This window comes from Bradyrhizobium sp. BRP22 (assembly GCF_020194175.1).
GTDB lineage: Bacteria > Pseudomonadota > Alphaproteobacteria > Rhizobiales > Xanthobacteraceae > Bradyrhizobium.
Genome location: NZ_JADYVX010000016.1, coordinates 37,369 through 51,818, shown reverse-complemented (window position 1 = coordinate 51,818; position 14,450 = coordinate 37,369). Strand labels below are relative to the sequence as shown.

General features: G+C 63.6%; 15 protein-coding genes, 1 tRNA gene and 1 pseudogene. 10 read left to right on the top strand and 7 right to left on the bottom strand.

Annotated elements, in window-relative coordinates:
• Positions 1 to 188: 188 nt before the first annotated feature.
• Positions 189 to 443 (top strand): annotated as a pseudogene (locus I6F35_RS20520) (winged helix-turn-helix domain-containing protein); the annotation flags it as partial.
• Between the two features lie 80 nt (positions 444 to 523).
• On the opposite strand, the gene I6F35_RS20515 reads toward I6F35_RS20520, so the two are convergent.
• Positions 524 to 600, bottom strand: a tRNA-Arg gene (locus tag I6F35_RS20515).
• Between the two features lie 207 nt (positions 601 to 807).
• On the opposite strand from I6F35_RS20515, the gene I6F35_RS20510 reads away from it, so the two are divergent.
• The 4 genes from I6F35_RS20510 to I6F35_RS20495 all read left to right on the top strand — a co-directional run bounded on the left by I6F35_RS20510 (position 808) and on the right by I6F35_RS20495 (position 4,223).
• Positions 808 to 1,248: an MgtC/SapB family protein gene (locus I6F35_RS20510; protein WP_225119477.1), complete on the top strand. Its 441-nt coding sequence runs from the start codon at positions 808 to 810 to the stop codon at positions 1,246 to 1,248.
• Positions 1,249 to 1,519: 271 nt separating this feature from the next.
• Positions 1,520 to 3,274: a heme peroxidase family protein gene (locus I6F35_RS20505; protein WP_225119476.1), complete on the top strand. Its 1,755-nt coding sequence runs from the start codon at positions 1,520 to 1,522 to the stop codon at positions 3,272 to 3,274.
• A 3-nt stretch (positions 3,275 to 3,277) separates the two neighbouring features.
• Positions 3,278 to 3,445 carry a hypothetical protein gene (locus tag I6F35_RS20500; protein WP_225119475.1) on the top strand — a complete coding sequence of 56 codons (168 nt, stop codon included), beginning with the start codon at positions 3,278 to 3,280 and terminating at the stop codon, positions 3,443 to 3,445.
• A 184-nt stretch (positions 3,446 to 3,629) separates the two neighbouring features.
• Positions 3,630 to 4,223 carry a hypothetical protein gene (locus I6F35_RS20495; protein ID WP_225119571.1) on the top strand — a complete coding sequence of 198 codons (594 nt, stop codon included), beginning with the start codon at positions 3,630 to 3,632 and terminating at the stop codon, positions 4,221 to 4,223.
• 237 nt (positions 4,224 to 4,460) lie between these two features.
• Here I6F35_RS20495 and I6F35_RS20490 read toward each other — a convergent pair whose 3' ends face one another.
• A complete protein-coding gene (locus tag I6F35_RS20490) occupies positions 4,461 to 4,688 on the bottom strand; it encodes a hypothetical protein (protein WP_225119474.1) in 228 nt (75 codons plus the stop codon).
• A 60-nt stretch (positions 4,689 to 4,748) separates the two neighbouring features.
• Positions 4,749 to 5,753 carry a 2-dehydropantoate 2-reductase gene (locus I6F35_RS20485; protein ID WP_225119473.1) on the bottom strand — a complete coding sequence of 335 codons (1,005 nt, stop codon included), beginning with the start codon at positions 5,751 to 5,753 and terminating at the stop codon, positions 4,749 to 4,751.
• A 145-nt stretch (positions 5,754 to 5,898) separates the two neighbouring features.
• Here I6F35_RS20485 and I6F35_RS20480 point away from each other — a divergent pair, with 145 nt between their 5' ends.
• The gene (locus I6F35_RS20480) at positions 5,899 to 6,495 is read left to right on the top strand and encodes a YidB family protein (RefSeq protein ID WP_225119472.1); all 597 of its coding nucleotides are present in this window, start codon (positions 5,899 to 5,901) and stop codon (positions 6,493 to 6,495) included.
• Positions 6,496 to 6,537: 42 nt separating this feature from the next.
• Positions 6,538 to 6,816: a GlsB/YeaQ/YmgE family stress response membrane protein gene (locus tag I6F35_RS20475; protein WP_225119471.1), complete on the top strand. Its 279-nt coding sequence runs from the start codon at positions 6,538 to 6,540 to the stop codon at positions 6,814 to 6,816.
• Positions 6,817 to 6,910: 94 nt separating this feature from the next.
• On the opposite strand, the gene I6F35_RS20470 is transcribed toward I6F35_RS20475, so the two are convergent.
• A complete protein-coding gene (locus I6F35_RS20470) occupies positions 6,911 to 7,693 on the bottom strand; it encodes an SDR family oxidoreductase (RefSeq protein WP_225119470.1) in 783 nt (260 codons plus the stop codon).
• Positions 7,694 to 7,953: 260 nt separating this feature from the next.
• Between I6F35_RS20470 and I6F35_RS20465 the strand changes: the two genes are divergently transcribed.
• Genes I6F35_RS20465 through I6F35_RS20455 form a run of 3 tightly spaced genes read left to right on the top strand, consistent with a single transcriptional unit; the run spans position 7,954 to position 11,008 of the window.
• Positions 7,954 to 9,018: an acyl-CoA dehydrogenase family protein gene (locus tag I6F35_RS20465; RefSeq protein WP_225119469.1), complete on the top strand. Its 1,065-nt coding sequence runs from the start codon at positions 7,954 to 7,956 to the stop codon at positions 9,016 to 9,018.
• A gap of 16 nt (positions 9,019 to 9,034) precedes the next feature.
• Complete coding sequence (locus I6F35_RS20460; RefSeq protein ID WP_225119468.1) at positions 9,035 to 10,195, top strand: acyl-CoA dehydrogenase family protein; 1,161 nt, start codon at positions 9,035 to 9,037, stop codon at positions 10,193 to 10,195.
• Positions 10,196 to 10,207: 12 nt separating this feature from the next.
• Positions 10,208 to 11,008: an enoyl-CoA hydratase/isomerase family protein gene (locus I6F35_RS20455; RefSeq protein ID WP_225119467.1), complete on the top strand. Its 801-nt coding sequence runs from the start codon at positions 10,208 to 10,210 to the stop codon at positions 11,006 to 11,008.
• A 100-nt stretch (positions 11,009 to 11,108) separates the two neighbouring features.
• On the opposite strand, the gene I6F35_RS20450 is transcribed toward I6F35_RS20455, so the two are convergent.
• The 3 genes from I6F35_RS20450 to I6F35_RS20440 form a co-directional block, all read right to left on the bottom strand.
• A complete protein-coding gene (locus tag I6F35_RS20450; RefSeq protein ID WP_225119466.1) occupies positions 11,109 to 11,861 on the bottom strand; it encodes a hypothetical protein in 753 nt (250 codons plus the stop codon).
• A gap of 2 nt (positions 11,862 to 11,863) precedes the next feature.
• The gene (locus tag I6F35_RS20445) at positions 11,864 to 12,658 is read right to left on the bottom strand and encodes an enoyl-CoA hydratase (protein WP_225119465.1); all 795 of its coding nucleotides are present in this window, start codon (positions 12,656 to 12,658) and stop codon (positions 11,864 to 11,866) included.
• A 139-nt stretch (positions 12,659 to 12,797) separates the two neighbouring features.
• Positions 12,798 to 14,003: an ABC transporter substrate-binding protein gene (locus tag I6F35_RS20440; RefSeq protein ID WP_225119464.1), complete on the bottom strand. Its 1,206-nt coding sequence runs from the start codon at positions 14,001 to 14,003 to the stop codon at positions 12,798 to 12,800.
• Positions 14,004 to 14,450 lie beyond the last annotated feature (447 nt).

The window sequence follows — 14,450 nt, the reverse complement described above, 5'->3', positions numbered from 1 at the left end:
GCTTCATTCATCGAGGATCTCGAAGAAGATCAATCGAGACTTGTGAAACCCACGCCCCCGGCGATTCCATGGTGAACGATTGGCGGTTTCCTCTTGTGTGAACGGCCAGCAAGGCCGTGATCGTGTCGCTCTCGATCTTCGTAGCAGATCCGTTTGCCCGGTCGGTGGTCGATCCGCGGGGCGGCAATATCGAACTAACCGGCGCCGAGTTCGATCTGCTCTTGACCTTTCTTGATCGCCCCGGCCGCGTGCTCTCGCGAGATCAACTGCTCGATCTGACACGGGGGCGCGATGGCGACGTCCTGGACCGCTCGATCGATGTGCTAGTCAGCCGCCTGCGACGCAAGCTTTCGGACGGCGGTGCGACCCACATATTCAAGACTGTCCGCAACGGTGGCTATCAGCTCGCCACCAGGGTCACTCAATTGGACGAACAGGTATGAACTGCGGCGTGCGTTTGGCCTTTGGTTCGCGCGCATGGCGAACAACGCCTATATTTATTGGGCTTCTTGCATTTTGAGACTGGCGATCCCGGGAAGACTCGAACTTCCGACCTACGGTTTAGGAAACCGCCGCTCTATCCGGCTGAGCTACGGGACCGCGAACCCCCATGTGGAGTTTCGGCACCTCATAGCAGACTGAAAGCCTGATCGCCAGACTGTGTAGCGGGATAACGCCGCCGGCTGAATTCCAGGCGTCCGTGAAGGCCGCCTGAGCTGGAACATTGAAGCCTCATCCCGCATTGTTGAAGGCCGGCTGGCCGCGGATATCGACTTTGCCGGGCGTCGACTTGCAGCGAGGCGGATCTTGGACTGGCAGCAGATCGGTACGCATTTCCTGGTGCTGGCCACGGCTTTCGTGCTTGCCGTGCCGATCGGCTGGGACCGCGAGCAGAGCGCCCGCAGCGCAGGGCTGCGAACTTTCCCGCTGGTGGCGATGGCCAGTTGCGGCTTTGTCCAGGCCAGCGAAACGCTGCTCAGCGGCTCGCCGGACGGCATGGGCAAAGTGATCGAAGGGCTGATCACCGGCATCGGCTTCATCGGCGGCGGCGCCATCCTCAAGCATGGCACCTCCGTTCACGGCACGGCGACAGCGGCGAGCCTATGGGCGACTGGGGCGATGGGGCTTTCGGTCGGACTTGGCAGCTTTGACGTGGCCGTGACGATTGCCGTCTTCACCTTCCTGACATTGAAGCTGCTCGCCTTCGTCAAGGAAGAGAGCCAAGCGGACGGCAACAAGGCCGAGTGAGGCCGCCTTGCCGTGAACACATCGCACCCGGTTGGCCGGCTTGCAGCAGTCATCCCGGCGCATAGGCAGATCGTGCTGCGAGGCACCGCCATTCATCGCAACGCTGCCGTCCCTAGCATCGGCGGCGTGAACGATCGAAAACACTTTTTGGCGAATTTCTATGAACTGCCCCACAATGCGCTGAGGCATAATGACCTAAGATTGTTCGTTGACAATATGGCAACCGAGACAAAAAGATCGCGCCCCGGGTGGATCATCTGGAGGATTTGCGATGACGATCCTGTTCCAATCCCACAGCGGCCGCGAAAAAGAGAAAGGTCCAAGCCCCCTCACTGCACGCGCCATTGCACGTGCTGCACCACCCGCGGTGCCTGATATCGCGGTCGATGAGCAGGCCGACTTCGGCTACTTCGTTCCGCCGCTCGACGCGCCGGAGCATTACCTGCCTGAATCGCAGACGACGGTGGACGAGATCGACGGGCTCGGCAATCTCATGATCGAGGCAGGCGGACCTGGTGGTGCGGACTCAACCATGCCGCCGGTGCTGACCTATTGGGGCCAATTCCTCGACCATGAATTGACCGCACGCACCGACCGCGAGACGGCGATCAGCAAGATCGAGAACGCGCATCCGCCGGTGCCGTCTTCGACCGTCGAAAGCAGCTTGAGAAACGCGCGCACGCCGCGCTTCGATCTCGACAGCGTCTATGGCGGCTCGCCGGTGGGTCCCGACATCACAGCCGACGTCGCGACCGTGATATCGGGCCTGCGCCATCCGACGCTTCGAAACAAGATGCGCGTTGGAACGTCGATCAATCCGGCTCCCCTCCCGGATGGGCTGGACGAGCACCGCGACCTGCCGCGTTACGTGCAGGTGCAGCCTGCGGTCCGCAACGCAGCCTTGCGCGTTGCCCAGGCGTCGCTGCCTCCGTCGGAATTCGCCAAGTTCTCCGACACGTTGCCGCAGCGTGCGCTGATCGGAGACACCCGCAACGACGAAAACCTCGTCGTCGCGCAGTTTCATCTGAGCTTCCTGCGGTTTCACAACCGGGCCATCGACTTCCTCGAAAGCCACGACACCGGCTGGATTCCGGATTTCGCATCGGCCCAGACGCTGACGCGGCTGCACTACCAGTGGCTGGCGGTCGAAGGCTACCTGAAGGGCGTTTGCGATCCGGCCGTGGTGAACCGCGTCATTCAGGACCGGGCGTCGCATTTCTTCAAGTTCAGGGCCGAGTTCGACTCGCGTCGGCAGAACACCAGGCTCGGCAACGCACTGCCGCTTGAATTCTCCGTGGCTGCCTACCGCTTCGGCCACTCGATGGTCCGCGGCGCCTACGACTACAACAAGAACTTTGGGCCCGAAGCCGGGATAGCTCCAAGAGCCACCCTCAATGATCTATTCGAGTTTACCGGTGGCGGTGGCGCCATCAACACCGGCAAGCGCCTCCCGAAGATCTGGGTGATCGATTGGGCGCGCTTTGTCGGCAATCTGACGCCGCCACGTGTGGCCCGAAAGATCGACACCGCGCTGGCGCCGCCTTTGAACGAGATGATCAAGGAGGGCAATGACGAGACCGACCCGCAACTGAAGGCGCTGTTCAAGAGCCTCGCACGCCGCAATCTCCGCCGCGGCTACAATCTGAGGCTTCCCACCGGACAGGCTCTCCATAGCCATCTCAGGCAGACCGGCGCGGTTCAATCGGCCCCGATTGCCGACATATCGACCGTCTTCGGTTCGAAGCCGGACCTGCGCAACTTCCTCAAGAACTCGCAGTCCAAGTTCCATGAGCGGACGCCGCTGTGGTTCTACATCCTGGCCGAAGCGGAAAATGGCGGCGGCAATCGGCTCGGCGAGGTCGGCAGCTTCCTGGTCGCTTCGACCTTCATCGGCGTCCTTCTGGCGGATCCCGATTCCGCGCTGTCGCGCGGGTTCCACCCGAAACAGAGCCCGCTGCGGATGAACGACAACACGGAAATCGATTCGATTGCCAAATGGATGCGCTTTGCAAGCGTGATGGAATAGTGCATGGAACTCGCCGACCTCCCCCGCGCCTTGGGGGAGGTCGGCCCACACGATTGCTTATTGAGGGAACTTTCTGTACGCCTGACTGGCGGTGGTGACCCTTATCGCGTGTCGGCCAATGTGGTCGGACCTGGCTCCTTCATCTTGAAATTTCTTGAAAATTTTAGTTGAAGCGAGACGTCATCGGTGCATCAAGCATCTCCGATAGCTTGTGGACGCGCGGTTCCGTCGTGACAAGCGCCATGAAAATGCCGACAATCCGCCCAACTCTCCCGCTGCTTCGAATCTGGCTGGAAATGCCTCTGTGATCGCCTCGCGTCTGTTGATGCTCAGTGTTGCCGTCGCCGGTGCAGCCATGCTCGCGCCGGCGCGCGTTGACGCGCAATGGTGGCGCAGCACCCCGAGGGATTTCGAGGAATGCGCTGACATCGCCGAGAAGGCGAAGACGAAGCAAGAAAAGACGTCGCAACTTGCCGACTGCAACGCGAAATTCGCCGGTCGCCGCAAAGTGGGTGGCGGCTACACTTATTATGACTTCCTCCAGGATCGTTCATTCGACATCTCCGGACCCAACCCCACGCCGGAAGAACAGAAGAAGATCGACCAGGAATATGCACGCTATCTGGAAAAGCAGCGTCGCGAGAGCATGACCGCGGCGCTGGCCTTGAAGCAGCAGCAGGAGGCGGAAGCGCAAGTGCAGGCACAACAGCCGATGCAATCGCCTGCGCAGCCAGGCATCGAGAAAGTGACATTGCGGACCGAGACGGTGCGGGTGCCGGTGCCGGTGGCAAGCCCGGTCAAGCAGGCCGAGCGCATCAGAGCCGCCAAATGCGCGAAGGACTCGTTCTCCTGCGAGTGGCCACGGCTGTCCTCGAGCTGGAACGAGTTCAAGAAGATCTTTAATTCGCAGCCGCAGGCACCGTCCACCAAGGCCAAGCAGCGTAGCTGAACGCGTTGGGATCGTAGCCCCGGGTGAAGCGAAGCGTAACCCGGGGCCGCCTGCGAACGCCTCAAGGAAAATGTCCCGGGTTGCGCTTCGCTCCACCCGGGCTACAGAGACTCACTCCACGATCGAACAGCGCCTTAGAGCGTTTTCGAGCGAAGTGGATACCGGTTCGCGTGAAGAAAACGCGTCAAAACAAGAATCTAGAGCTTCGGTTCTGATTCAATCAGAACCGAAAATGCTCTAGCGCGGATGATAGGTCCGCTTGGTGCGGCGTGGCACGACCGGCTTGGGTGCCGGCATGAACGGCTCGTAATAGGTCGGCGCCCTCGATGCCGCCCCACCGCTCTCCTGCAATCGCGCATCATAGCCCGGCGAGGGGACGACCGTCGGCGGCGCGGCATGCGAGGGCGCGACTGACGCTGCAGCCAGTGCTGCAATCGACCACAGTGCTGCGAAAATCCGTGTCATCGATCGTTCCTCGTCATGTCCGCGCTGAAATTCGCGCAACATCGGTATCTTTTCAACGCATCAGCCGCGGATTTGCTCCGGCGTCAGCCGGGGCGAGCCCTTCCCCGCCGCCTCGGCTTGCTTGACCAGATCGACGATTCGCCGCGACAGCGGCGCCTTCAGTCCGTGCCGGTCGGCGATGGCTGTGATGACTCCCTGCAGATAATCGATCTCGGTACGGCGTGAGCGCTTGAGATCCTCCCACATCGAGGAGCGCGCCTCAGGGTCTATCTTCATGGTGCGCCCGAGCAGCGGCTCGAAGATCGCATCGGGCAGCCGCAACAGCGGCGGCATCAGGCCGGCCGGAATCGGCGTCGGCGAGACCGGCTCGATGCCGTCAGCCCTGATCACCGCGAGGCCCTCCGCCATCTGGTCGGCGAACAGCTTGCGCCAGCTTCGCTGCGCAAGCTGCCGGCGCAGCGGGATGTCGGACAGCGCATTCAGCGCGTTGTTGAGATTGAGGATCAGCTTGCCCCACTGCACGCCGTCGATATTGTCGGTCGGGCGCATCGCAAGGCCGGGCACCGACAATGCTTGCGCCGTGCGAGCGGCATCCTGTTCGACGACGATCGCGCCGGAGGTCGAGCGGTGAAACCTCCCCCCGCCCAGCGCGACCACGTTGAACGGCACCATGCCGCCCAGCACCCTTCGTCCCGGCAAGCGCTGGCGCAACAGGCCGACATTGCCGACGCCATTCTGCAGGCTGATGATGACGGCATCTTCAGGCGCATGGCGGCCGATGATGTCGGCCATGTCTCCGGTATCCGCGCTTTTGACTGTCACCAGCACCGCGCCCGCCTCGTTAAAAATCGAGGGATCGTCCGACAGCGTGATCTCGCTCACGGAGAGCCTTTGCTCCGAACCGTCAAAGCCGGTCAGGCACAGCCCGTTGCTCCTGATCTCATCGACCACGCGCGGCCGCGCCAGCAGCGCCACCTTGCGACCGGCGGCGGCCAGCATGCCGCCGACAAAACAGCCGATGCTGCCGGCGCCGGCGATCCCGATCGGTCGATCCAAAGCATTCATCCGACGTTCAACCTCCCAACCATAACCGATAGCAGAGTTGGTATTTTGTGCCTACCGAGCGGAAGCGCAGCCCGCGGCCATGCCTTGTAACCGTCATGGGGCGCCGTTATGTTTTCGCCGCGGGGCAGATACGCGGGAGAAAACGATGGGTTTACTCGACGTACTCAACGGCATGCAGAACGGCCCGCGTGGGCCCAGCACGCCGAGCGCCGAATCCGACAAGGGCGGCATGTCGCCAATGACCATGGCCATCCTGGCACTCCTGGCCTGGAAGGCGGTCAAGCATTTCACCAATCAGCCCGGCGAAGCACCGAAGTCGGCTCCGGCCCCGTCGCCGACACCTGCTCCCCCGCCCGGCAATGTCGTCACTGCAGGCTTGCCCGGCGGCGCCGGCGGCGGCTTGAGCGATCTGCTCAAGGGTGGCCTTGGCGGACTGCTTGCGGGCGGCGCCGCAGGTACCATCCTGAGCGGCGGACTTGGCGATCTCCTCAAGCAACTCCAGGACAACGGTCTGCGCGACCAAGCCGATTCCTGGGTCAGCAACGGCCCGAACAAGCAGGTCGCGCCGGGCGACCTCGCCAATGCATTGGGCGCCGACCAGATCGACCAGATCTCCGCGCAAAGCGGCCTGTCGCGCGACGACCTGCTGCGCGGCTTGAGCCAGTATCTGCCCGATGCGATCAATCATCTGACGCCGGACGGACGGCTGCCGAACGACGAAGAAGTCTCGAGGCGGATCTGACTGCCAGACGCTGATCTCTCGCCTCAGGAAAGGACGACCGCCATGAGCGGCATTCTCTGGATCATCATCGTCGGCTTTGTCGCTGGCATCATCGCGCGGATCCTGTCGCCGGGCCCCAACAACCCGAGCGGGTTCATCCTGACCACGGTGCTCGGGATCGCCGGTGCGTTTCTCGCAACCTGGGTTGGCCAGGCCATCGGCCATTACAGCCCCGACCAGGGCGCCGGCTTCATCACCGCCACGATCGGCGCGCTGGTGGTGCTGTTCATCTGGAACCGGCTGGTGGCCAACGGGATCATCTCCGATCCCGGCAAGCGATAGCGCGGTCGTCCGCTCCGTCATCGCAAACGCGCGCAAGGTGGGCATGCTTCGCTTTGCCCACCTCACGCGACGCGTTGCGCTCGCTATCGGAGATTTACGAAATCAGATGCATCCCCGCATCCATGCGCACGCATTCGCCGGTCATGTTGCTCGAGGCCGGCGTCGCCAGGAAGCAGACGAGCTGCGCGATATCTTCGGCCGTCGAGGCCACCTTCAGCGGCACCCTCGCCACCACGGCATCGCGCACCTGCTTGGCGCCGGCTTCGCCGCGGCCCTTGGTGAACCACGGCGTATCGATATAGCCGGGACACACCGTGTTGACGCGAATCAGCGGCGCGAGCGCGCGCGATAACGAGAGCGTCATGGTGTTGAGCGCGCCCTTGCTCGCGGCATAGGCGATCGAGGAGCCGACGCCCGAGACCCCCGCAACCGACGAGACATTCACCACCGCCGAGGCGCGCCCCGATGCTTTCGCGGCGGCCTCAAGCAGCGAACGCGTCGCGCGCACCATCTGGAACGGACCGATCGTGTTCACCGCGTAGATGCGCTGGAAATCTTCCGCCGAGAGCCCCTCGAGATTGTCATGCGCCACATGCTTGGTGGTGCCGGCATTGTTGATCAGCGCATCCACTCCGCCCCAGGACGCGGCCGCGGCGGCGATCTTGCGGCAGTCCTCGTCGCGCGACACGTCGCCCTGCACCACCACGACCTCGGCGCCGGCACTGCGGCAGTGGTCGGCGGTCTCTTCGGCTTCCTTCTTGCTGTTGGAATAGTTGACGACGACGCGCCCGCCGCCCTTGGCCAGGATCTGCGCGGTCGCGGCCCCGAGGCCGGACGCCGAGCCCGTTACGATTGCGTTCAAACCACCCTTCGACATCAGCACTCCCTCTTGCTTTGCGCTCAAATATTCTGCCGTTGGCATACCATATCGTGCGGCAAGCGCGACAAGCCTAAACTCCGTTGCATGGAATTTATCCTTCCGCCGGCGAGCCGCATGCCGCCGCCGCAGGCGGCCCTGCGGACAGCGCTTGTCACGGCTATGGCTTTTCCGCATCATAAAGCGCAAGAACGCAAACGCACTTGGCGCGGCAGTTTGGCGCGCCCGGAAGGTGCCAATTCCATAGCCTGAGGAACGCCGTGGCGGAGAGTGAGAATATCGTCGTCGAGACCGCAGAGAAAATCTTTGCGGATCTCGCCGACGCCCAGACCATCAACAGTGACAAGACGGGGAGCTGGAAAGCGCCGCTGTGGCAGGCGCTGAGCGAGGCCGGCCTGCCGCTCGCCTGGGTGCCGGACGATCTCGGCGGCTCCGGCGCCAGCCTCGCCGAAGGGTTTGGCGTGCTCAACGCCGCCGGCCGTTTTGCGATCGCGGTACCGCTTGCCGAGACCATGCTTGCGGGCTGGCTGCTGGCGCAGGCGAAGATCGCTTCTCCCGACGGCGAGATGACGGTGGTCCCCGCGAGCCCGAAGGACCGCATCACGCTCAATGCCGATGGCACCCTGTCCGGCCGCGCCCGCGGCGTGCCGTTTGCAAAATCGGCAAGGCATTTCGCGGTGCTGGCGCACGGCAATGGCGGCATCTCGATCGCGCTTGTCGAGGCTGGCAAGGGCCGGATCGAGGCCGGCCTCAATGTCGGCTACGACGAGTCGGATACCGTGACGCTGGACAAAATCGAGCCTGTTGCGATCAAGCCGGCGCCCAAGGGGTTTGACCAGACCACGCTGATGCTGATGGGCGGCGTGGTCCGCAGCCTGCAGATCGCGGGCGCGCTGGAATCGATGCTCGATATCTCCGTGCGCTATTCCAACGAGCGCGTCGCCTTCGAGAAAAAGATCTCGAAATTCCAGGCGGTGCAGCACAATCTCGCACGTCTTGCTGGCGAATCCGCAGCCGCACTGGCCGCCGCGACCTCCGCCGCAGACGCCGTCGCCAACGCGACTTCGTTCGATGACGCGGTATACCTCGAAGCGGCATCTGCAAAGATCCGCTGTGCCGAAGCCGCGGAGAAAGGCGGCGCCATCGCACACCAGGTGCACGGCGCCATCGGCTTCACCATGGAGCATATCCTGCATCGCTACTCGCTGCGGGCGCTGGCCTGGCGCGACGATTTCGGCTCGGAAAGCCATTGGGCGGTCGAGCTCGGCAAGCGCGTCGCCGCCCGCGGCGCCGACGAATTGTGGCCGCTGGTGGCCTCGCGCTGACATCAGGGACAGAGCCATGACCGCAGCCCTTCGTTTCGATCCGATCCGCCTGCCGGCGGAATGCGAGCAATTGCGTAAAGAGGTGCGCGCCTTCCTTGCCGAGGAGATCGCCGCCGGCACCTTTGATCCGAACAAGCCCAACCGCGAGGACACCGACGCGCCGGAATTTTCCCGCCGGGTCGGCGCCAAGGGCTGGCTGGGGATGACCTGGCCGAAGAAGTATGGCGGCCAGGAGCGCTCGTTCCTGGAGCGCTATGTGGTGACCGAGGAGATGCGGGTCGCCAATGCGCCGACGCGTCGCTTCTTCGTCGCCGACCGTCAGAGCGGGCCGGTGCTGCTGAAATACGCGCCCGAGCATATCAAGATGGACATCCTGCCGCGCATCTGCCGCGGCGAGCTCTGCTTCGCGATCGGCATGAGCGAGCCGAACTCCGGCTCCGACCTGTTCGCGGCGAAGACGCGCGCGACCAAGACCGATGGCGGCTATCTCATCAACGGCAGCAAGATCTGGACCTCCTCGGCGTATATCGCCGACTACATGATCGCGATCTTCCGCACCTCGCCGCCGACCAAGGAAAATCGTCGCCATGGCCTGACCCAGTTCCTGGTCAAGATGAAGCAGCCGGGCATTGAGGTGAACCCGATCGGCCAGATCACCGGGCAGTACGAATTCAACGAAGTCGTTTTCACCGACTATTTCGTGCCCGACGATCACGTGCTCGGCGAGATCGACGGCGCCTGGAAGCAGGCGACCAGCGAACTCGCTTACGAGCGCAGCGGTCCCGAGCGCTTCCTCGAGACTTACTACGTCTTGACCGAGCTGGTGCGCGCCGTCGGCGACAAGCCGGACACCCGCAGCGCCGAAGGCATCGGCCGCCTGGTGGCGCAGCTTCACACCATGCGCCGCATGTCGGTCTCGGTGGCCGGCATGCTGCAGGCCGGCAAGGAGCCAGTGGTGGAGGCGTCCATCGTCAAGGACATCGGCACGGTGTGGGAGCAGCAATTGCCGCACCGCGTGCGCGACCTCGCCGCCTTCGTCGAGGAGACCGCCTCCAACCGCGAGACGCTGGAGAAGCAGCTCGAATTCGCGCTGCGGACCGCGCCGAAACTGACGATCCAGGGCGGCACCACCGAGGTGCTGCGCGGCATCATCGCCCGCGGGCTTGGTTTGCGCTAAAAGGAAACGCTCATGAGCAAATATACCGATATCGGTGTCGAGAAGCAGGGCCATGTCGGCCTGATCGAGATTCGCAAACCCCCGCTGAACTTCTTCGACGTCGCGCTGATCAACCAGATCGCGGACGCGCTGGAGGAGTTCGATGCCGATATCGAAATCCGCAGCAGCGTGCTCGCCGCGCAAGGCAAGGCGTTCTGCGCCGGCGCCAATTTCAGCGATCCGGCGCGGCAGGAGCAGGAAGAGCGCGCGGCCTCCGATCCGGCCGCCAATCTGCCGATCAACCATCTCTATGTGCAGGCGGTGCGCATCTTCCGCAACAAGAAGCCGATCGTCGCTGCCGTCCATGGCGCTGCCATCGGCGGCGGACTCGGACTTGCCGTCTCCGCCGACTTCCGCGTCACTTGTCCCGAGGCGCGCTTCTCCGCGAACTTCACCAAGCTCGGCTTCCACCCCGGGTTCGGCTTGACGGTGACGCTGCCCGCGCTGGTCGGCAAGAACAATGCGGAATTGATGTTCTACACCAGCCGCCGCGTCACCGGGGAGGAGGCCTATCGCTGGGGTCTCGCCAACGTGCTGGTGCCGCAGGACCAGGTCCGCGCCGAAGCGTTGAAACTCGCGCAGGAGATCGCCGAATGCTCCCCGCTCGGCCTCGTCTCCACCCGCGCCACCATGCGCGGCGACCTCGCCGATCGCGTGCTCGCCGCCACCAACCATGAACTGGTGGAGCAGACCAAGCTGCGCGCCACGGAAGATTTCAAGGAAGGCGTGAAAGCCACCGCCGAGCGCCGCGTGGCGAATTTCAAGGGACGGTAGGTATCTTGTAGCCCGGAAGGAGCGAAGCGCAAGCCCGGGGCAGGTCAGTCCGCGGCGGGACTGTGTTCCGGGTTGCGCTCCGCTCCACCCGGGCTACGCTTCATTGCGTCAGGCGAAAGCTGACGCCGCCCAACGAGAATTCATCGCCGGCGACAGTTATTCCTTTCGTCCTGGCGGCATCGCGCACCTTCGCGACATCGGCGACCCTGAACGTCAGCGCGCTCATGATCTCGCTTTCGCCCGCGACAAAGCGGAAGGTGCAATTCGGCAGCCGCAGCTCGGGCTCGCCGCCGACGGGCACGTCAAGAATCCGCCCCCAATGCGCTGCGAGCACGTGCGGATCCGGACTCTGCATCTCGACTTCGGTCAGCGCACGCGTCACATCTTTGCGGATGTGCTTCTGCCATTCCGGCCCGGCCGGCGGATAAGGACCCAGAACATCGTCGCTGCCATCGGTGTGATTGAACTCGATGAAGGCGGCGCGGCAATCACGCGGGTGGAGCTGCACGCCGTGATAGGGCGCATGCGTGATCACGTTCGCGGTGCGCACGCCGATGCTATTCGCATGCGCGGCGCGTGCATCAGGATCGTCGCAGCAGAAGATCGCCATATAGCCGCCGCGGCCGCCGGTCTTCTCGATGAAGCGGCCCGCCGCCGTGCCCGGCTTGAACGGCGCCACCACTTCGAGAAGGATGGTGTCGACCGGCAGCAGCGCGTTCTCCAGGCCATATTTCGCGACATTCTCGTCGCGATAGCAGACGCTCAGCCCCATGATGTCGGCGATGTCAGAGATTACCGGCTCGAGCTTCGATGCCACCAGGCAGATCTGGCGCAGCCTGAGATAGCCGGCCATCGCTACTCGCCCTTGAAGACGGGCTTGCGCTTCTCGACGAATGCTTTCGCCGCCTCCTTGTGGTCGGCTGTTTCCCCGCAGCGGGTGTGATGGATGGCTTCGCCATCGAAGCAATCCTCGAGCGACAGATGCTCGGCATTATTGATGTTGCGCTTGATGTAGCCGAGCGCGATCGAGGGCCCCTGCGCCAGCGACAGCGCGAGCTCGCGCGCGGCCGCGTCGATCTCCGCATCCGGCACCACCTTGGTCACGACACCGAGCGCATGTGCCTCCTTCGCCGTCAGCACCGGCGAGGTCAGATAAAGCTCGCGCGCCTTCGCGCTGCCGAGCAGCTGGGTGAGGAAATAGGTCCCGCCGTAATCGCCGGAGAAGCCGACCTTGGCGAAGGCGGTCGTGATCTTGCAGGATTCGCTCGCCACGCGCAGGTCGCAGGACAGCGCGATCGACAAGCCGGCGCCGGCCGCGGCACCGTCGAGCTGCGCCACCACGGGCTTGGCCATCTGATGCAGGATCCGCGAGACCTCCATGCCGCGACGAAGATTGGCAAGCTTGGCCTCGAATGGCAGCGGCGCCCGCCCCTCGGCCATCGACTTCACATCGCCGCCGACGCAGAAAGTGCCGCCGGCACCCTTGATCAGCACCGCGCGCACCTCGTGATCGTCAGCCGCGCGCCGCGCCGCCTCGACCAGGCCGCGCGTCATGTCCGGGTTCAGCGCGTTGCGCCGCTCCGGCCGGTTCATGGTGATGGTGAGCAGGCCGTTGTCGAGGTTCTGCAGGACGATGCTGTTTTCAGTCATGGGTTCGGCTTTCTTGGTTGTTGTTCGGAATCGATCTGCCCGCATCGTCATTGCGAGGAGCGTAGCGACGAAGCAATCCATCTCGCCGCTTGTGGAGACGGATTGCTGCGCTGCGCTCGCAATGACGACCACGTTTCCATCACTTCTTCACCAGCGGGCAGCGCGAATTTTCCAGCGTCTGGAAGGCCTCGTTGCCCGGAACGGTCGCGATCAGCTTGTAGTCGTCCCAGCGTCCCTTCGACTCCGACGGCTTCTTCACCTCGAACAGATACATGTCGTGCACCATGCGGCCATCCTCGCGGATCCTGCCGTTCTTCGCGAACATGTCGTTGATCGGGGTCTCCTTCATCACCTTCATGACGGCCGCCGCATCCGTGGTGCCCGCGGCCTTCACCGCGTTCAGGTAATGCGTGACGGACGAATAGACGCCGGCCTGCGCCGACGTCGGCACGCGCTTGGTGCGCTCCATGAAGCGCTTGGTGAATGCGCGGGTGTCATCGTTCAGGTCCCAGTAGAAGGCTTCGGCGAGCAGCAGCCCCTGCGCGGTATCGAGCCCGACGCTGTCGATGTCGGTCACGAAGGCGAGCAGCGGCGAGAGTTTCTGGCCGCTCTTGGTCAGGCCGAACTCGGCCGCCTGCTTGATCGCGTTGATGGTGTCGCCACCGGCATTGGCGAGCCCGATCACCTTGGCCTTCGAGGCCTGCGCCTGCAGCAGGAAGGAGGAGAAGTCGGAGGTGTTGATCGGGTGACGCACGCTACCCAGCACCTTGCCGCCGGTCTTGACCACGACATTGGTCGTGTCCTTCTCGAGATCCTGTCCGAAAGCATAGTCGGCGGTCAGGAAGAACCAGGTGTCGAGGCCGGATTTCACCGCCGCAAGGCCGGTCACGTTGGCCTGCGCGAAGGTGTCGAACACATAGTGCACGGTATAGGGCCCGCAGGCCTCGTTGGTGAGGCGGATCGAGCCCGGGCCGTTGAACATGATGATCTTGCCGCGAGCCTTTGCGATCTCGCTTGCGGCGAGCGCGGTGGCGGAGGCCGCGACGTCGAAGATCATCTCGACGCCCTGATTGTCGAGCATATCGCGCGCGATGTTCGCGGCGAGGTCGGCCTTGTTGAGATGGTCGCCGACAACGACCTCGACCTTGCGGGCCAGGACCTCGCCGCCGAAATCCTCCACCGCCATCTTGGCGGCGGTTTCGCTGCCCGGGCCGGTGATGTCGGCATAGAGGCTCGACATGTCGAGAATGCCGCCGATCTTGAGCGGCGGCTTGCCCTGCGCCAGCGCCGCGCTGGCCGAGACCGCCAGCATGCAGGCGAACGCGCCCGCCAGAATTCGTTTCATGAAACCTCCCGGTTGATCCGCCGCATTGCCTGCGATCTACCATTTTGCAGCGCGATCATGCCGCATGGGATTGATGGCAGCAAGCCGCGGCGAAGGGTCAATTCGTTGCTGGTTTTCCGTTAAGCGGAATGACCTTCGGCATCGTCAGCCGCATGTACGATACATCGATATCCATCGAAGTTTGCCTGGGCTGCGGAGCGCGGGCCGCTGGACCAAACAGCCCTTGACCACGAAGCGCCGTGCGCTCGGCAACTGCCTGCAATCAAGCCCCGCAGGCGCGCCCGACGCGCCATGATCAAAAGCGCGTGCCCGGCCGCTGATTTCGGTTGCTTCCCCTCAGCCGCCATTTTCTCGCCAAGTTCCCGACCATTCCCCTAGCGCACGAGAAACATTGATGAATCCGCAGTCTCCGTGTTGCTCCCGAGACACGCCGCATCAGTAAAGCCA